Origin of the sequence: Nonomuraea sp. NPDC049504 (assembly GCF_040676845.1) — a bacterium.
Taxonomy (GTDB): domain Bacteria; phylum Actinomycetota; class Actinomycetes; order Streptosporangiales; family Streptosporangiaceae; genus Nonomuraea; species Nonomuraea salmonea.
In genome coordinates, this window is record NZ_JBFAPT010000007.1 from 181,576 (window position 1) to 197,870 (window position 16,295).

16 protein-coding genes, 1 pseudogene and 1 riboswitch are annotated in these 16,295 nt (G+C 71.6%); of the genes and pseudogenes, 12 read left to right on the forward strand and 5 right to left on the reverse strand.

Annotation, left to right across the window (positions count from 1 at the left end; genetic code table 11):
• The first annotated feature begins 45 nt into the window (after window positions 1-45).
• From AB0K28_RS16120 to AB0K28_RS16135, 4 genes and pseudogenes are all read left to right on the forward strand, one after another.
• A complete protein-coding gene (locus AB0K28_RS16120) occupies window positions 46-1,515 on the forward strand; it encodes an MDR family MFS transporter (RefSeq protein ID WP_364370060.1) in 1,470 nt (489 codons plus the stop codon).
• A gap of 48 nt (window positions 1,516-1,563) precedes the next feature.
• The gene (locus tag AB0K28_RS16125) at window positions 1,564-1,764 is read left to right on the forward strand and encodes a DUF5302 domain-containing protein (RefSeq protein ID WP_364370063.1); all 201 of its coding nucleotides are present in this window, start codon (window positions 1,564-1,566) and stop codon (window positions 1,762-1,764) included.
• A 167-nt stretch (window positions 1,765-1,931) separates the two neighbouring features.
• Window positions 1,932-2,072, forward strand: a riboswitch (cyclic di-AMP (ydaO/yuaA leader).
• A gap of 245 nt (window positions 2,073-2,317) precedes the next feature.
• Window positions 2,318-2,743: pseudogene (locus tag AB0K28_RS16130) on the forward strand (hypothetical protein); the annotation flags it as partial.
• Window positions 2,744-2,907: 164 nt separating this feature from the next.
• Window positions 2,908-3,753 (forward strand): alpha/beta hydrolase, encoded by an 846-nt coding sequence (locus AB0K28_RS16135; protein WP_364370066.1) that lies wholly within the window; start codon window positions 2,908-2,910, stop codon window positions 3,751-3,753.
• A gap of 33 nt (window positions 3,754-3,786) precedes the next feature.
• Here AB0K28_RS16135 and AB0K28_RS16140 read toward each other — a convergent pair whose 3' ends face one another.
• Window positions 3,787-4,143 carry a helix-turn-helix domain-containing protein gene (locus AB0K28_RS16140; protein ID WP_364370069.1) on the reverse strand — a complete coding sequence of 119 codons (357 nt, stop codon included), beginning with the start codon at window positions 4,141-4,143 and terminating at the stop codon, window positions 3,787-3,789.
• A 54-nt stretch (window positions 4,144-4,197) separates the two neighbouring features.
• Between AB0K28_RS16140 and AB0K28_RS16145 the strand changes: the two genes are divergently transcribed.
• Window positions 4,198-4,803 (forward strand): NAD(P)-dependent oxidoreductase, encoded by a 606-nt coding sequence (locus AB0K28_RS16145; protein WP_364370072.1) that lies wholly within the window; start codon window positions 4,198-4,200, stop codon window positions 4,801-4,803.
• Window positions 4,804-4,822: 19 nt separating this feature from the next.
• Here the strand turns inward: AB0K28_RS16145 and AB0K28_RS16150 are convergent, their stop codons facing one another.
• Window positions 4,823-6,031: a DUF4032 domain-containing protein gene (locus AB0K28_RS16150; protein ID WP_345388885.1), complete on the reverse strand. Its 1,209-nt coding sequence runs from the start codon at window positions 6,029-6,031 to the stop codon at window positions 4,823-4,825.
• A 22-nt stretch (window positions 6,032-6,053) separates the two neighbouring features.
• Between AB0K28_RS16150 and AB0K28_RS16155 the strand changes: the two genes are divergently transcribed.
• A complete protein-coding gene (locus AB0K28_RS16155; protein ID WP_364370075.1) occupies window positions 6,054-7,622 on the forward strand; it encodes a DUF885 domain-containing protein in 1,569 nt (522 codons plus the stop codon).
• A 6-nt stretch (window positions 7,623-7,628) separates the two neighbouring features.
• Here the strand turns inward: AB0K28_RS16155 and AB0K28_RS16160 are convergent, their stop codons facing one another.
• On the reverse strand, window positions 7,629-8,261 hold the full coding sequence (locus AB0K28_RS16160; RefSeq protein ID WP_364370078.1) for a class II aldolase/adducin family protein: 633 nt from the start codon (window positions 8,259-8,261) through the stop codon (window positions 7,629-7,631).
• 19 nt (window positions 8,262-8,280) lie between these two features.
• On the reverse strand, window positions 8,281-8,901 hold the full coding sequence (locus tag AB0K28_RS16165; RefSeq protein ID WP_364370081.1) for a TetR family transcriptional regulator C-terminal domain-containing protein: 621 nt from the start codon (window positions 8,899-8,901) through the stop codon (window positions 8,281-8,283).
• A gap of 46 nt (window positions 8,902-8,947) precedes the next feature.
• Between AB0K28_RS16165 and AB0K28_RS16170 the strand changes: the two genes are divergently transcribed.
• The 4 genes from AB0K28_RS16170 to AB0K28_RS16185 all read left to right on the forward strand — a co-directional run bounded on the left by AB0K28_RS16170 (window position 8,948) and on the right by AB0K28_RS16185 (window position 12,094).
• Complete coding sequence (locus tag AB0K28_RS16170; protein WP_364370084.1) at window positions 8,948-9,862, forward strand: carbohydrate kinase family protein; 915 nt, start codon at window positions 8,948-8,950, stop codon at window positions 9,860-9,862.
• Between the two features lie 30 nt (window positions 9,863-9,892).
• Window positions 9,893-11,107: an aminotransferase class III-fold pyridoxal phosphate-dependent enzyme gene (locus AB0K28_RS16175; protein WP_364370087.1), complete on the forward strand. Its 1,215-nt coding sequence runs from the start codon at window positions 9,893-9,895 to the stop codon at window positions 11,105-11,107.
• 53 nt (window positions 11,108-11,160) lie between these two features.
• Window positions 11,161-11,445: a 4a-hydroxytetrahydrobiopterin dehydratase gene (locus AB0K28_RS16180; RefSeq protein WP_345388873.1), complete on the forward strand. Its 285-nt coding sequence runs from the start codon at window positions 11,161-11,163 to the stop codon at window positions 11,443-11,445.
• Between the two features lie 85 nt (window positions 11,446-11,530).
• Window positions 11,531-12,094, forward strand: a complete 564-nt coding sequence (locus AB0K28_RS16185; RefSeq protein ID WP_364370090.1) for a superoxide dismutase family protein — start codon at window positions 11,531-11,533, stop codon at window positions 12,092-12,094.
• A gap of 220 nt (window positions 12,095-12,314) precedes the next feature.
• On the opposite strand, the gene AB0K28_RS16190 is transcribed toward AB0K28_RS16185, so the two are convergent.
• Window positions 12,315-13,712, reverse strand: coding sequence for a serine hydrolase (locus AB0K28_RS16190; RefSeq protein ID WP_364370093.1), 1,398 nt, complete (start codon window positions 13,710-13,712; stop codon window positions 12,315-12,317).
• 161 nt (window positions 13,713-13,873) lie between these two features.
• On the opposite strand from AB0K28_RS16190, the gene AB0K28_RS16195 reads away from it, so the two are divergent.
• On the forward strand, window positions 13,874-15,625 hold the full coding sequence (locus AB0K28_RS16195; protein WP_364370096.1) for a histidine kinase: 1,752 nt from the start codon (window positions 13,874-13,876) through the stop codon (window positions 15,623-15,625).
• On the forward strand, window positions 15,618-16,292 hold the full coding sequence (locus tag AB0K28_RS16200) for a response regulator transcription factor (RefSeq protein ID WP_364370099.1): 675 nt from the start codon (window positions 15,618-15,620) through the stop codon (window positions 16,290-16,292). The genes AB0K28_RS16195 and AB0K28_RS16200 overlap by 8 nt, the downstream gene beginning before the upstream one ends.
• Window positions 16,293-16,295: the final 3 nt, after the last annotated feature.

Below are 16,295 nucleotides of genomic sequence, written 5' to 3' on the forward strand. Positions count from 1 at the left end.
TATCGAAGACTTGACATGTCAGAAGTTACATATCACTCTTCACCTGTGAGAGCTGACAAAAAGGGTGGCGTCGTCGTCCTGCTCGCCGTGCTCGGCGGCATGTTCCTGGCGATGCTCGACCAGACGATCGTGGGCACCGCGCTGCCGCGCATCGTGGCGGAGCTGGGCGGCGGCCCGCTCTACACGTGGGCGGTGACCGCCTACCTGCTGACCTCCACGGTCACCGTGCCGCTCTACGGGCGGCTGTCCGACCAGCACGGCAGGAAGCCGCTGCTGCTGATCGGCATGGCGGTGTTCCTCATCGGCTCGGCGCTGTCCGGGGCGGCGCAGGACATGACGCAGCTCATCGCCTTCCGCGCCCTCCAGGGGCTCGGCGCGGGCGCGCTGCTGCCGCTGTCGATCGCGCTGGTCATGGAGATGTTCCCGCCCGGCTCGGGCGGGGCCCGCGTGCAGGGGGCGCTCGGGGGCGTGATGGGGCTGTCGTTCCTGGCGGGGCCGTTCCTGGGCGGGCTGTTCACCGACCACGCGAGCTGGCGCTGGGCGTTCTACGTGAACGTGCCGATCGGCCTCGTGCTGATCGCGATCATCGTGCTGCGGCTGCCGCGCCGGCCCGGCACCGGCGGCGGCAGGCCCGACTACGCCGGCATCGCGGTATTCACCGTGGCCGTCACGTCCCTGCTGCTCGGCCTGACCGAGAAGGGGCTCGACGGTCACACCTGGACCGACGTGGCCGTGGCGGGGCCGATCCTGCTGGCGCTGGTGCTGCTGGCCGTCTTCGTGGCGGTCGAGCGGCGCGCGGCCAGCCCGATCATGCCGATGGAGCTGTTCGCCAACCGGTCGTACACGCTGGTCAACCTCACCTCGTTCGTCACGGCCTTCTGCATGTACGCGGGTGTCGTCTTCCTGCCCCGCTACTTCCAGGAGGCGCTGGGCGTGGCCGCCACCGAGTCGGGGCTGCGGATCTACCCGCTGACGCTGGGCATGGTCGCCGGCAGCGTGCTCATGGGCGCGCTGATGTCGCGGACCGGGCGGTACAAGCCGTGGCTGCTCGTCTCGCCGTTCCTGCTGGTCGCGGGCGCGCTGCTCTGCCTCAACCTGGCGGTGGACAGCCCCGGCCTCGCGGTCGCGCTGTGGATGCTGCCGCTGGGGCTCGGCATGGGGCCGATGCTGTCCGGGCTGACGGTGGCCGCGCAGCAGTCGGTGGAGCCGCGCCACCTCGGCGTCGCCTCGGCGAACCTGGCCTTCTTCCGGCAGATCGGCGGCTCGGTGGCGCTGGCCGTCGGCGGCACGCTCTACACGGCGGAGTTCGCCGCGAGCGTACCCGGGGCGGGTGCCGCAGCCGCGCACGCCTCCGCAGCCGCGCTGGTCGTGCCGTCGCTCGGGGTGGCGGGCGCGGTGATCGCCCTGGTCGCGCTGGTGGCGCTGCCCGACAGGCGGCTCGCGGACCCGGCAGAGCCGGCGGACCGGCCGCCGCGGCGGCCTGAAGACACGGTGGAGGCCGGTTTCGCGTCATGAGCGGGGGCGTGCGAAGCTTTGAGTGTCCCCAACACCATGGAGGTCCTCATGGCGGATACACCGGAGCCGGAAGTCAGCGAAACTCCCGAGGACGAGATGAAGCGCAAGTTCCGCGAAGCGCTGGAGCGCAAGCGCAGCCAGCAGGCGGGCTCGGGCGCGGGTGGCAGGGGCGTCGACCCATCGAAGATTCACGGGGCGCACGGTCCGGCTGCCAATAAGAGATCGTTCAGGCGCAAGAGCGGCGGCTGAGGACTGAATCCTCAGGGGGCACGGCATGCCGTGCCCCCTTTTTGTATGCATTCCCGCTGAAGGTAGATCTTTGTCCGATTCGTGGTGAAACGTTTGCGGGTGTCCGATCCCGTCGTTAGAGTGTTCGCCATTACCAGCCGGTGACCTAGTCCTTACCCAAGACGGACGACCGGCTGGCGCCGAATCCCGAACCATTCGGGAACCGGGGAACCACCCGCATTCGGGGTGAATCCGGCCCGCGCGGCCGGTAGGGCAACTCCACCGCCCGAACCCGTCAGCTAACCCGGTAGGCGTGATGGAGAGGATCACGTATTACATGTTCCAGCGCGTCGTACCCCCAGACCGCTCTTTGACGGCCGCCCGCTGAGCGGCCCCCTTCCCCAGGCTCGTCATTTGCGCTCCGCGTAGCGCCGCGGGGTCCCCCGCCCCGCCGCGCCCCCATCCCCTCGCGCCCGAGCGCAACTCCCCCGTCCCCTCGTGAAGGGTTTGCTGCTTCATGTCTGCTCGTTTCAGCCTGCGTTCCCTCGCCACGCTGACCGCCTGCTGCGTCGGCATGCTGACCTGCGCCAGTACGGCCGCGCACGCCGACACCCCCGACAAAGACAGGAAGATCCTGCTCAAGGGCTCGACCACGGCCTCGTACTTCTGGGACGACGCCTCCGGCCGGGCCGGTGACACCGGGCTGCCGGCCAGCGGCAAGCCCATGCAGAAGGGTCTGGCGGCCAGCCCGAGCTGGCCGCTGATGACCGAGGGTTACGTGGTCTACAAGGGCAAGAAGGCGCCCTTCTTCGTCGGTGACCGCGGGCCGGGCGAGCCCTCCAACCGCGGCATCATGCTCGATCTCGACGCCAAGACGTTCGCCGAGCTGACCGGCGGCAGGTTCAACTCCAGCACGCTCGGTGTGGACGGCGTCGGCGGCCAGGGCCACATCGAGGTCGAGTACGTCATCACCAAGTGGGGCGACGGCGTGGGCAAGAAGAACCACCCGGTCCCGTTCTCGACCGGCGCCTGGTCCAGGCGTGACAGGAACCCGGCGCCCCCGCCCGCCGACCAGGAGCAGGACTCCCAGGCCGGTGGCATCGCCGTACCGGCCGCCCGCTGACGGCTTTACGCCACGTGTACCAGAATGACATTCTGGCCTGCGTGACGACCCGTGTAGCCGCAAACGGCATTGAGATCGCCTATGACAGCTTCGGCGCACCCACAGGGCGGCCGCTCCTCCTGATCATGGGGCTCGGCGCCCAGCTCATCCAGTGGGACGAAGGGTTCTGCCGGCTCCTCGCGGAGCAGGGACACCACGTCGTACGGTTCGACAACCGCGACGCGGGACTGTCCACGCACATCCACGACGCGGGCGTCCCCCAGCCGGGGGCGCCCGCGCCGTATTCGCTGACGGACATGGCCGCCGACACCGCCGCGTTCATGGACGCCATCGGCTGGCCGTCCGCGCACGTCGTGGGCGCCTCGATGGGCGGCATGATCGCCCAGACATTGGCCATCGAGCACCCCGAGCGGGTGCTGACCCTGACCTCCATCATGTCCACGCCGGGACCCGACGTCGCCCCGCCCACCCCCGAGGCGATGACCGCGCTCATGACGCCGCCGCCGGCCGACCGCGCCGGCGTGCTCGACCAGTCGGTGGTGACCTGGTCGACGATCGGCTCACCGGGCTACGAGCTGGACGAGGAGGCCATCAGGGAACGGGCCGGCCTGGCCTACGACCGCTGCTTCGATCCGGCGGGCACGGCCCGGCAGTTCGCGGCGATCAGGGCGTCGGGCGACCGTACGCAGGCGCTGGCCGGCGTCCGCGCCTCCACGCTGGTGATCCACGGCGAGGCCGACCCGCTGATCCCGGCGGCCGGCGGCCGGGCGACGGCGGAGGCGGTGCCGGGGGCGCGGCTGGTGACGTATCCGGGGATGGGGCATGACCTGCCGAAGGCGCTGTGGCCCGACATCGTCGCCGAGATCACCAAGCTGACCGCGTCCTGAACCCTCCGGCTCTGGTCGGCCCGCTGGGGCCGATCAGAGCCGCGCGTGCTTCTCGCGGCAGCGCATGATCTCGTGGACGTTGTCCTCCGCCCACTCGGCCACCACCGAGATCGGCCCGTGCAGCGAGCGCCCGAGGCCGGTCAGCGTGTACTCGACCCGCGGCGGCACCTCCGCGAACACCTCGCGCGTCAGCAGCCCGTCCTGCTCCATCGCCCGCAACGTCTGGGTCAGCACCTTGGGTGTGACCCCGCCGATCCGCGCCCTGAGCTGGGTGAACCGCATCGGCCCCCCGATGAGGCAGAGCAGCACGAGGGCCGACCACTTGTCGCCGATCCGGTCGAGGACCACCCGGGTCGGGCAGTCGGGATCGAAGACGTCGCCAGTATCCATGAGGTACTTATAGCACGATGAAGTAACCAGTACCCGATGGATACTCTTGGCCGTATGAAGATCCTTGTCTTTGGCGCGACCGGCATGGTCGGGCAGCGCATCGCCGCCGAGCTCCGTGACCGCGGCCACGAGGTGACCGGCGTCAGCCGCAGCGGCGGCCCCGTCAAGGGCGACGTCCGCGACACCGCCACCCTGGCCCCCGGCCACGACGCCGTCGTCTCCGCCATCGCCCCGCCGCGCGACGGCACCGAGCCCGAGCCGCCGTTCATCGAGGCCAACACGGCGCTCATCGACGGCCTGCGCGCGGCAGGGGTGCGCCGGCTGATCGTGGTCGGCGGCGCCGGCAGCCTCCAGGTGGCCCCCGGTCAGGACCTCGTGGACACGCCCGAGTTCCCCGAGCTCTACAAGAAGGAGGCGCTGGCCGGGCGGGCCCTGCTGCGCTTCTACCGCGAGGTCGACGACCTCGACTGGACGTTCGTCTCCCCGGCGGCGGAGATCGCGCCGGGGGAGCGCACCGGCGTGTTCAGGGTGGGCGGCGACACCCTGCTCAGCGACGAGCAGGGCCGCAGCTTCATCAGCGCAGAGGACTACGCGGTCGCGATCGCCGACGAGCTGGAGAAGAACGCCAACGTGCGCAAGCGCATCTGCGTGGCCTACTGATCGGGCCTACTGATCGGGCTCACTGATCAGCGTCCTTCGGTAGCAGCGCCCGCTCGTCGGGCTTGTGCACGAGGATGTTGTCCACGTACGAATCCACCGCCTTGGCCAGCCCGACATCGGCGCCGGCCTGCTCCGACAGGTACCACCGGTGGTCGAGGATCTCGTGGAAGAGCTGCGCGGGCTCCAGCTTGCCGCGCAGCTCGGCCGGGATCGCCTCGACCGTCGGCTGGAACACCTCGGCCAGCCACCGGTGCGCCACGATGGCCTCGTCCTCGTGGCGCAGGCCCTTGGCCACCCGGAAGCCGTCGAGGTCGTTGAGCAGCCGCCTGGCCTGGTTCTCCTCGACGTCGAGGCCGGTCAGCCTGAGCAGCCGCCGCTGGTGGTGCCCGGCGTCCACGACCTTGGGACGCACGATGAGCCGGCCTGTGCCGACCTTGCGCCGCACCATCATCTCGGCGACGTCGAAGCCCAGCAGGTTGAGCCGCCTGATGCGCTGCTCCACGCGGTGCCAGTCGACCTCCTCGATGATCTCGCTCTCGTTGATCTCGTTCCAGAGGCGGTGGTAGCGGGCCACGATGTCCTCGGCGGTCTCCATGGGGTCGATCGACGGGTGCAGCAGCCCGCCGGCCTCCAGGTCGAGCATCTCGCCGAAGATGTTGGTGTGCGCGGTGTCGATGTCGCCGAGCCGCTGACCCTCGCTGATCATCGGGTGCATCTCGCCGGTCTCGGCGTCCACCAGGTACGCCGCGAACGCGCCCGCGTCCCGCCTGAACAGCGTGTTCGACAGCGAGCAGTCACCCCAGTAGAAGCCGTTGAGATGCAGCCGCACCAACAGCACGGCCAGCGCGTCGAGCAGGCGGGTGAGCGTGTCGGGGCGCAGGGTGCCCGACATGACCGCGCGGTAGGGCAGCGAGAACTGCAGGTGGCGGGTGATGAGCGCGGCGTCGAGGCCGTCCTCACGGCCGGTGACGTACGCGACGGGTTCGACGGCGGGCGCGTCCAGCCTGGCCAGGTCCCACAGCAGCTGGTACTCCCGCTTGGCGTACCGCTCGCTGATCTCCTTGATCGCGTACACCTTGCCGGAGAGCCGGGCGAAGCGGACCACGTGCCGCGAGATGCCGCGCGGCAGATCGACCAGATGGTGCTGCGGCCAGTCCTGCAGCGGGACTTCCCAGGGGAGGCGGATCAGGTCAGGGTCACCTAGCGCGCCAGTGATCTGGAGGGGCATTTGCTCAGGATATGGTGCATCGGTGGACGAGTTTCTCAAGTGGTACTTCTCCGACCATCCGATCGTCGCCGCCACGCTGGGAGCCGACGGCTACGATCACACACTCGGCGACTGGACCGCTGACGCCTGGCACAACCGCGAGCGCGAGCAGGTCCGCTGGCTCGAACGCCTCTCGGCCCGAGAAGCCTCCACCCTGGACGACGCGATCGACAGGGACCTCGTCCTGTCGCAGCTCAGAGGCGCCATCGCGGAGGCCGCCTGGCCCGAGTGGCGCCGCGACCCGAGCGTCTACCTCGGCACGATCTTCACCTCCATGTACGCCCCCTTCCAGCACCGGCTCAAGCCCGAGCCCGAGCTGGTGAGCGCCGCGCTGTCGCGGCTGGCCGAGGTGCCCGGCGTGCTCGCCGCCTGCCGCGCCAACCTCGACCCCGACCTGGCCGCCCCGCTGCTGGTCAAGCGGGGGCTCGGGCAGGCGCGTACCGGCCGGAACTTCCTCACCCGCACGATCCCGTCCATGGTCGAGGACCCCGACCTGCGCGCCCGCCTGGCCGAGGCCGCCGAGCCGGCCGCGCGCGCCTTCGACGAGCTGGTCACCTTCCTCGAGACCTTCGAGTGCGGCGGCACCTGGCGCATGGGGGAGCGGCTCTACACCACGCTGCTGCGCGAGCGCGAGATGCTCGGCTACGGCGCCGCCGAACTGCACGAGAAGGGCAGGGCCGCCTGGGCCGAGCTGGACGCCCGCATGCAGGAGGTCGCGGTCCAGGTCAACGGGAGCCGCGACTGGCGGGCCGCCATGGAGTTCCTCATGGACGACCACCCGGCCACGCTCGACGAGATGCGCGCCGAGTACGAGGCCGAGACCAGGCGCGCCCAGGCGTTCGTCCGCGAGCACGACCTGGTCACCTTCGCCGACGGCGAGGAGTGCCTGGTGCTGCCGTCCGCCGAGTACAACCGCCCGGTGCTGTCCGTGGCCCACTACATGGCGCCGCCGCCGCTCAGCTCCTCGCGGCAGGGCGTCTTCTTCGTGCCGTTCACGCCGGACGACTTCACCCCCGATCAGGTACGCCAGCGGCTGCGGACCAACGCGCACGCCCAGATGCCGTCGATCGCGGTGCACGAGGCGTACCCGGGGCACCACTGGCACCTGTCGTACATCGCGGAGAACCCGCGTACGGTCAGGAAGGTCTTCAGGACGCCGTACTTCACCGAGGGCTGGGCCCTCTACGTCGAGAAGCTGCTGCAGGAGCACGGCTACTTCGACACCCCGGCCACCCTGCTCGCGCACCTCGACTTCCGGATGTTCCGGGCCGCCCGCATCATCGTGGACACCGCGCTGCACTGCGAGGAGATGTCGATCGAGGAGGCGGAGAGCTTCATGTCGACCAAGTCGTCGCTGTCGCCCGGCACCGCGCAGGGCGAGGTCAACCGCTACTGCGCCTGGCCGACGCAGGCCCCCTCCTACCTGACGGGCGCCATCGAGATCGACCGCATCCGGGAGTCGTTCCGCGGCACCCTGAAGGAGTTCCACGACCGCATCGCGGGCTCGGGCGGGCTCCCGCTCGGCCTCGCCGAGCAGGTCGCGCTGGTGTGACGCCGCTCAGGCCCGGGGGAACTCGGGCGGGTTGAGCGCGCGTTCGACCACGGCGGTGAGCTGCTCGTCCGTCAGGACGGCCGGCTTGCCGACGCCGGACGCGCGCACGTACACCTCGCACAGCCACTCCAGCACCCGCGTGGCCTCGAACGCCTCCTCCAGCGTCGCCCCGATGCTCACCCCGCCGTGGTTGGCCATCAGGGCGGCCCGCCTGCCCTCCAAGGCGGCGCGCACGTTCGCGGCCAGCTCGGGAGTGCCGTACGTGGCGTACGGCGCCACCCTGACCACCCCGCCGAGCAGCAGCGTGTTGTAGTGCACCGGCGGCAGCTCGGTCATGGTCGTGGCCACCACCGTGCCGAAGACCGAGTGCGTGTGCACCACGGCCCGCGCGTCGGTGGTCTCGTAGATGGCCAGGTGCATGGGGGTCTCGCTGGACGGCTGCAGGTCGCCCTCGACGAGCCGGCCCGCCGGGTCCACGATCGGGCACATCTCGGGGGTCAGCCGGTCGAGCGCGACGCCCGACGGGGTCACCGCGATCCGGTCGCCCTCGCGCACGCTGAGGTTCCCGGACGTGCCGATGACCAGGCCCAGCTCTACGGCGCGGCGGCCGTACTCGCACAATTGCTCGCGAAAGGTCATATGCCGGGAATGTAGTCCATCACAGGCGCTCGATCGCGCCCAGCATGATCCGCTCAGCCCGCTCCCGGCTCAACCGCCCGGGATAGAGCAGCAGATGCAAACTCAACCCATCGACCAGCGCCAGCAACTCCTCAGCGAGGTCGTCGAGCTCGTCGGATGTGCTGGGGTCCTTGGGGGTGCTGGGGGCGCCGTGGCGCAGCTCGCCGGCCTCATGGGCGCGGTCGAGCAGGGCGCGGACGGCGGCTCGTAGGTCGCTCGCCTCTGCGCGCTGGACCTCGGCCAGCTCTTCGGTGGCGAGGCTGCGGCTCCAGAAGCTGACCTCCAGGCGGGTCTCCTGGGCGCGGTCGGCGTCCAGGGGCAGGTTGTCGAGGAGCAGTTCGCGCAGGGCGGCCAGCGGCCCGGAGGCCTCCTCGACCTTGGCGGTCAGGCGGGTGCGGATGCGCTCGTGCGACTGCCGCAGCGCGGAGAGCAGGATCTCGTCCTTGTCGGCGAAGTAGTGGGCGAGCACCCCGTTGGAGTAGCCCGCCTCCTTGGCGATGGCGCGGGTGGTGGCGGCGTCGATGCCGTCCCTGACGATCACCCGGCGCGCCGCTGACATGACCTCGCGCCTGCGCTCGTCGTGATCGACGATCTTTGGCATCGGCCCCTCCGTTGACTTTTTATTCGGACGTCTGTCTATTTAGACTATGACCGTCGTCACCGTCGGCGTCCACATCGTCGACATCCTCGCCAGGCCCGTCGATCACATCCCCGAGGGCCAGGACACCGTGCTGGTCGACCAGATCCGCCTGACCGCTGCGGGCGCGGCCGCGGGCACCGCGGTCGATCTGGTCAAGCTGGGCAACGACGTGGTCACCATGGGAGCGGTCGGCGACGACGAGCTCGCCGACTTCCTGCTCATGGTGCTGGCCAAGCGCGGCGTCGACACCTCCGCGCTGGCCCGCAGGGCAGGGGAGCGCACGGCGGCCTCGATCCTGCCCATCAGGCCGGACGGCGGCCGCCCCAGCTTCCATGTGCCGGGCGCCAACCTCACCGTCGCCTACGCCGACCTCGACGTGGCCGTGCTGCGCCGCGCCAGGGCCGTGCACCTGGGCGGCATGGACGTCACGTTCGGCCTCGGCGACCCCGCCTTCTTCGCCCTGCTCGACGAGCTGCGCGCGGCCGGCACCATCGTCACGATGGACCTGCTGTCGGAGATGCCCGACCTGCTGGGCATGGCCAGGGCGTTCCTGCCGCACGTGGACTACGTCCTGCCCAACGAGTCGCAGGCCCTGCTCATGACCGGCGAACCCGACGTGACGTCCGCCGCGCGGGCATTGCTCGCGGACGGCCCCCGTGGCGTGCTCGTCACCCAAGGGGAGGCGGGCAGCCTCGTCGTCACGGCGGACGGCGAGGAGCGGGTGCCGGCGCTCAAGACGGAGGTGGCCGACACGACCGGGTGCGGTGACGCGTACTGCGCCGGGTTCCTGACCGGGCTGCTCCACGACCGCGACGTCCTGACCGCCGCCCGCTGGGGCACCGCCGCGGCCGCCCGCGTCGCCACCGGCCTCGGCTCCGACGCCGGGCTGACCGATCTCGACTCCACCCTCGCCCTCCTGTAAAGGGCGTCTCCTTCCTTGAGGATTCACTCCATGACCGACGCAGAGCTTCGTCAGCGCGCACTCAAGGTCGTCCCGGGCGGCATGTACGGCCACCTCAACGCCGCCCTGTTCGCCCCCGGCTTCCCGCAGTTCTTCGAGCGCGGTCAGGGCTGCCGCCAGTGGGACGCGAACGGCCGCGAGTACATCGACTTCATGTGCAGCTGGGGCCCGGTCGTGCTGGGCCACCACCACCCGCGCGTCGAGGAGGCCGCCGCCCGGCAGGCCGCGCTCGGCGACTGCCTCAACGGGCCTGGCGCGATCATGGTGGAGCTGGCCGAGCTGCTGGTGGACACCATCCCCAGCGCAGACTGGGCGATGTTCTCCAAGAACGGCACCGACGCCACCACCCAGGCCCTCATGGTCGCGCGGGCCGCGACCGGCAGGACGAAGGTGCTGATGGCGCACGGGGCCTACCACGGGGCCGACCCGTGGTGCACGCCGTCGCCCGCCGGCACCACCCCGAACGAGCGGGCCGACCTCGTCGAGTTCGCCTACAACTCGCTGGAGTCGCTGGAGGCCGCGGCCGCCACCGTCGAGGGCGACGTGGCGGCGATCATCGTCACGCCCTTCAAGCACGACTCGTTCGAGGACCAGGAGCTGGTGGAGCCCGCCTTCGCGCGCGGCGCGCGGGCCCTGGCCGACCGCATCGGCGCGGCGCTGGTCATCGACGACGTCCGCGCCGGGTTCCGCATCGACCTGCGCGGGTCGTGGGAGCCGTACGGCGTGCGTCCCGACCTGACCGCCTGGTCGAAGGCGATGGCCAACGGCTACCCCATCGCCGCCGTCACCGGCACCGACGCGCTGCGCGGCGCGGCCCAGCAGCTCTACTCGACCGGCTCGTTCTGGTTCTCGGCGGTGGCGATGGCGGCGGCCAAGGCCACGATCGAGACCCTGCGCGACACCGACGGCATCGCCGCCATGGAGCGGGCCGGCACCCAGCTCAGGGAGGGCCTGTACGCGCAGGCCAAGTCCCACGGGTTCACGATCAACCAGACCGGCCCCGTGACGATCCCGTGGCTCAGCTTCGACGGCGACGCCGACCTGTCGGTGGCCATGCACTGGACGGACGCCTGCCTGCGGCACGGCGTCTACCTGCACCCCTGGCACAACTGGTTCCTGTCGGCCGCCCACACCGAGGAGGACGTGGCGGCCGCGCTGGAGGGCACCGACCAGGCCTTCGCGGAGACCAGGGCGCACTTCGGCTGACACCACGACGGCGCCTCCGGACGCTCACGGGGGCGCCGCCGTACGGTGGTGCCATGGACATCGAGAGCAAGCTCGCCGGAGTGCCGGCCTGGCAGCGCGTGGGCGAGGAGATCAGGTGTACGGTCACCGCGCCCGACTTCCCGACCGCGATCCGCATCGTGGACGAGATCGCGGTACGGGCCGAGGAGCTCGACCACCACCCCGACATCGACATCCGCTGGCGCACGCTGCACCTGGCGCTCACCACCCACTCGGCGGGCCGCCTGACGGACAAGGACGTCACACTGGCGGCACACATCGACGAGATCGTGGCAAAACATGGTGCTGCAGCGGAATGACGATACGTAGCGGCCCGGTCACTCGTTAGAGTGGGTGCCTCTCGGAGCCCGCGTGCCGGAAGGGCTCGGATTCATGGGGGGTCTCATGCGTGTGTCCGCGTTCCTGCTCAGCCTGGCGGCGACCGCCACTGTGGCGGCTTCCATCACGTCGTGCGCGGGGCCGTCCGCGCCGGTCCAGAACGCCAAGACCGCGCCCGAGGAGACGATCAACCTCAGCGCGGCGGGCGAGTTCTCCAAGGACGACACCGCGGCCATCGTCTACGACCGCAAGCTCGCCCCCCAGGGGGCGCAGGCCAGCATCACCGTGGAGTCGTCCGGCGGGCAGACCCGCACCTCGCTCGTGGTCGAGGGGCTGCGGCCGCGCCGCACGTACGGCGCCCACCTGCACGCCAAGCCGTGCGGCACCGACCCGGAGGCCGCCGGCCCCCACTACCAGCACCACCCCGGTCAGATCGACCCGGTGAGCGAGGTGTGGCTCGACTTCACCACCAACGAGGAGGGCCAGGGCCGCTCGGCCGCGCGCAACGACTGGGCGCTGGAACGTGCCAAGCTGCCGGGCTCCCTGGTCATCCACTCCAAGGCCACCAAGAAGTCCGGCCCCCAGGTCGGCACCGCCGGCGACCGCGTCGCCTGCCTGACCCTGAAGTAGAGCCGCCCGGACCAGGCGCCCACCCAGACCAGGCGCCCACCCAGACCAGGCGCCCGCCCGGAGCCGGGCGCCTGGCCGCTGGAGGCCCGCAGCGACGCTCGCCCGCAGCGACGCTCGCCCGTGGGGGCGCTCGTCCGAGGCGGGGCGCTCGTCCGGGGCGGGGCGCTCGTCCGGGGCGGGGCGCCCGTCCGGGGCGGGGCGCCCGGCCGTTCTGGGTGCGTCAGGAGCCGTTGGCGAGGGTGAAGGCGCCGCGCGCCACGGCCACCTGGTCGAGCGTCGCCGCCTCGCTGATGGGGGCCTTCCCGTCGGCCCCCATCGCCACCACCACGTACGTCTTCCCGCCGGCCGTCCGCGCGAGGAAGCTCAGGTCCGACAGGCCGGGCTCGGACCCGCCCTTGAACCACACGGTCGGCCACGCCTTCTTGTCCAGCCCGAGCCCGGCGTCGTTGATCGACATGACCTGCCCGACGCGCTCGTCGCCGAGTTTCACCAGCTCGGCGTAGGCGCGGCAGATGTCCTTGGGGGAGGCGAACCACTCCACGGTGTCCAGCTCGCGCGGCGCCGTGTACAGCTCGAACGCCGACAGGTCCTGCCCGGCCACCACCTTCTCCAGGTAGGAGCGCTGCTTCGCGTCGCTCATCGCCAGATACTTCCTGGCGTGGCGCGGATACTTCACGCCCTTGAGCACGAACAGGTCCCTGGTGGTCAGCAGCGGCTCGTTGCGCCGGTCGCGCACGCCCCAGGAGCGCAGCGTCCGCTCGACCGCCTTGCGGCCCACCTTGTGGATCAGCAGGTCGGTGGCCGTGTTGTCGCTGATCGAGATCATCAGCTTGGCCGCCTCAAGCACGGTGACCTTGCTGCCGTCGGGCCGCTCCTGCAGCTCGCCGCCCGGCAGGCTCTTCAGCTCCCGCGTGATCGTCAGCTCGGTGTCCCAGCCGAACCGGCCGCTCTTGATCTGCTGGGCGACCGTGCCGAGCACGTACAGCTTGATCATGGACCCGAGCGGCAGGCGCTTGCCCGCGGCGATGGCGTGCACGGGGCGGCATCCGCCGCCGGCGGTCAGCTCGGCCGCCAGGAAGCCGGTGCGCGGCGCGATCGCGCGCAGCCGCCGGTCCGCCTCGCTCCAGTTGCGCACCTCAGGCGCGCCGAACCGCAGCCCGTCGATCAGCCCGCCGCCGTCGACGGTGAGCGCCAGGTCGATCGGGGTGCGGCCGACCAGCACGCGGGCCACGAGCTGCCGGTCCTGCGCGGACGTCAGCCGCTCCAGCTTCATGCCCTTGAACGTCGTCAGCGCCTGGTTGAGCTGGGCCGGCGGGATGCTCGCGAGGAAACCGGCGGTGAAGTGCGCGCGCAGCTCGGCCTCGGGGAGCGGCGCCCGGGACACCGCCTCCAGCACCCAGCCGAGCTGCTTGCCCGCCGGCGTGTCCGGGATCGCCGGCGCCGCGACGGCGCCCGCCGCGGAGGTGCCTGCGGCCTGGGCGGGTACGGCGGCGCTCCCGTGAGCCGCCGTCGTCGTCAGCGTCGTCGTCACCGTTGTCGTCACCGTTGTCGTCACCGCCATGGTCGCCGCGAGCGTGGCGGCGGCGAGGAACCGGGCGGGCTTCGATCGGGTGGTCATGCACCCTCCTTCGGGGGTCGGCTACGTGACCACCATTCGATCGCCGTCGCCCGGCCGGGGACCACCGTGTGAGCCACCGTCGTGGCAGGTGCGGGTGGCCGTACGAAATATGCGGATAACCTCATAGACGCCCACCCGCACGCTCGCCACGATGGGAGCCTATGAGTTCGAGGCCGCTGGCCGGGCTGACGGCGCTGACCGCGGCCGCGACCGCCACCACGGGCGCGCTCCTGGAGAGCGGGCTGCCCGCCCCGGCGACGCAGTGGGTCTACGTCGTGATCGCGCTGCCGCTGCCCGCGCTGGGCTGGCTGCTGACCGTGCGGCGGCCCGAGCTGCGCTACGGCCCGCTGCTGCTGACCGCCGCGCTGCTGTTCGGGCTGGGCGGGCTCGGCGTCGGCCTGGCCGCGCGCGGCGCACCCGACCTGCTCGTCGTCCCGCTCACCGCCCTCTACGCCCCCTTCTACGCGCTGACCTGGGTCTTCGTGCCGCTGCTCTTCCCCGACGGCCGGCTGCCCTCGCGGCGCTGGCGTCCGGTGGCGTGGATCTCCGCCGCCGCGCTCGTCGTGCACACCGCCGGCACCGTGCTGATGGCCGAGAACCCCTACGGCCCGCCGGGCGGCCCCACGACGCCGCTCGATCTCGCCGTCGGGCTCGTTCAGGCCGCCGGGCAGCTCGTCGTGATCATCATGGCGGTGGTCGTGTTCTGCGGGCTCGTGGTGCGCTGGCGGCGCAGCGCGCCAGGGGAGCGCGGCCAGTACGCGTGGATCGTCGGCGGCACCGCCGCCACCCTGGCCGGCGTGGTCGCGCTCTTCTTCGGCCTGGGCGGCTCGCTCGGCGCCCACGAGCAGGCCTGGCCCGTCATCATGGTCGGGATGCTGGCGATCGTCGGGGCGCTGCCCGCCGCGATCACCGTGGCGATCTTCCGGCACCGGCTGCTCGACGTCCGCGTCGGCATCAGGGGCTCGCGCCTGCACCTCGTGTTCGACCTGCGGCCGACCGCGGACGAGGTGCTGTCCGACCTCGGCACCGCGCTCGCCGGCACCTCCGAGCCCGTGGAGCAGCTCGGTCGGCTCGCCGCCGCCATCCGCGCCGGGCTCGACCTCAGGTGGGCGGCCGTCACGCTCGCCGACGGCACCCGCGTGGTCGCCGGCGAGGAGGACGGGCCGGCCGCCCTTGAGCTGCCCGTGCCCGGCGATCTCGGCCGCATCGCCTGCGGGCCCAGGGACGGCGGGCCGCTCACGCGTACCGACCGGCGCCTGCTCGAAGCGCTCGCCGTGCCGGCCGGGCTCGCCATCCAGAGCGCCGGGCTCGTCACCCGCCTGGTCAACGCGCAGGAGGCCGAGCGGCGCCGCATCGAGCGCAACATCCACGACGGCGTGCAGCAGCAGCTCGTCGCCCTCATCGCCGGGCTCGAACTCGCCAGGGCCACGGGCGCGGGCCCCGACATGCTGACCCACCTGCGCGAACAGGCCCGCCAGACGCTCGACGACCTGCGCGAGCTGGCCGCCGGCATCCACCCGTCATCGCTCAGCCAGGGCGGGCTGGTCGAGGCCGTGGAGGAGCGCTGCTCGCGGCTGCCCGTCCGTACGACGGTGAGCGCGCCGCCGCCGCTGCGCGCCCGCCGCTTCACCGACGAGGTCGAGGGCGCCATGTACTTCACGGTCAGCGAGGGCGTGGCCAACGCACTCAAACACGCTGAACCCGGCCACATCGACGTGCGCCTGTCACAGGACGACGGACGCCTGCGCGCCATCGTGGCCGACGACGGCGCGGGTTTCGACCCGCGTACGGCGGCTCGCAGAGGGCTCGCCACCCTCGCCGACCGCCTCGACGCGCTCGGCGGCGGGCTGACCGTGGACAGCGAACCGGGGAAGGGGACTCGGATGGACGCATGGGTGCCCGTCGATGGCTGAGCAGATCCGCACGGTGGTGGCCGACGACCACTACCTCGTCCGCGAGGGCACCAGGCGGCTGCTCGAGCTGTCGGGCGAGGTGAGCGTCGTCGGCGCGGTCGGTGACGCCGACGAGCTGCTCGACGCCGTACGCCGCCTGCGCCCCCACGTCGTCGTCACCGACATCAGGATGCCCGGCGGGCAGTGGCGGCAGGGCTTCGAGGGCATCGACGCCGCCCACCGCATCCGCGCCGCGCACCCCGAGGTGGGCGTGGTGGTGCTGTCGCAGTTCTCGGACGCCCTGTTCGCGTTCGAGCTGTTCAAGCACGGCACCGAGGGGTACGCGTACCTGCTCAAGGACCGCGTCGGCGACCTGGACGAGCTGCTCGGCGCGATCCAGGCGGTGGCCGCGGGCGGCTCCGTCATCGACCCCAAGGTGGTGGAGGGCCTGCTGGCCAGGCGCGACGTGCGCGGCCAGCAGGAGGAGCTGACCGCGCGGGAGCGGGACGTGCTGCGCGAGATGGCCCACGGCCGGACGAACGCCGCCATCGCCCGCGCCCTGCACCTGTCGATCTCGTCGGTGGAGAAGAACGTCAACGCCATCTTCACCAAGCTCGGCCTGGAGAACAGCGGCGACGTGCATCGGCGGGTGGCCGCGGTGCTGGCCTACCTCGGCCCGGAGCCCTGACGG

What these genes read in the sequence shown, in the direction of transcription:
- AB0K28_RS16125 (WP_364370063.1), top strand. Translation starts at nt 1,564, where the DNA reads ATGGCGGATACACCGGAGCCGGAAGTCAGCGAAACTCCCGAGGACGAG.
- AB0K28_RS16140 (WP_364370069.1), bottom strand. Translation starts at nt 4,143, where the DNA reads ATGGATACTGGCGACGTCTTCGATCCCGACTGCCCGACCCGGGTGGTC.
- AB0K28_RS16145 (WP_364370072.1), top strand. Translation starts at nt 4,198, where the DNA reads ATGAAGATCCTTGTCTTTGGCGCGACCGGCATGGTCGGGCAGCGCATC.
- AB0K28_RS16150 (WP_345388885.1), bottom strand. Translation starts at nt 6,031, where the DNA reads ATGCCCCTCCAGATCACTGGCGCGCTAGGTGACCCTGACCTGATCCGC.
- AB0K28_RS16160 (WP_364370078.1), bottom strand. Translation starts at nt 8,261, where the DNA reads ATGACCTTTCGCGAGCAATTGTGCGAGTACGGCCGCCGCGCCGTAGAG.
- AB0K28_RS16165 (WP_364370081.1), bottom strand. Translation starts at nt 8,901, where the DNA reads ATGCCAAAGATCGTCGATCACGACGAGCGCAGGCGCGAGGTCATGTCA.
- AB0K28_RS16170 (WP_364370084.1), top strand. Translation starts at nt 8,948, where the DNA reads ATGACCGTCGTCACCGTCGGCGTCCACATCGTCGACATCCTCGCCAGG.
- AB0K28_RS16175 (WP_364370087.1), top strand. Translation starts at nt 9,893, where the DNA reads ATGACCGACGCAGAGCTTCGTCAGCGCGCACTCAAGGTCGTCCCGGGC.
- AB0K28_RS16180 (WP_345388873.1), top strand. Translation starts at nt 11,161, where the DNA reads ATGGACATCGAGAGCAAGCTCGCCGGAGTGCCGGCCTGGCAGCGCGTG.
- AB0K28_RS16185 (WP_364370090.1), top strand. Translation starts at nt 11,531, where the DNA reads ATGCGTGTGTCCGCGTTCCTGCTCAGCCTGGCGGCGACCGCCACTGTG.
- AB0K28_RS16190 (WP_364370093.1), bottom strand. Translation starts at nt 13,712, where the DNA reads ATGACCACCCGATCGAAGCCCGCCCGGTTCCTCGCCGCCGCCACGCTC.
- AB0K28_RS16195 (WP_364370096.1), top strand. Translation starts at nt 13,874, where the DNA reads ATGAGTTCGAGGCCGCTGGCCGGGCTGACGGCGCTGACCGCGGCCGCG.
- AB0K28_RS16200 (WP_364370099.1), top strand. Translation starts at nt 15,618, where the DNA reads ATGGCTGAGCAGATCCGCACGGTGGTGGCCGACGACCACTACCTCGTC.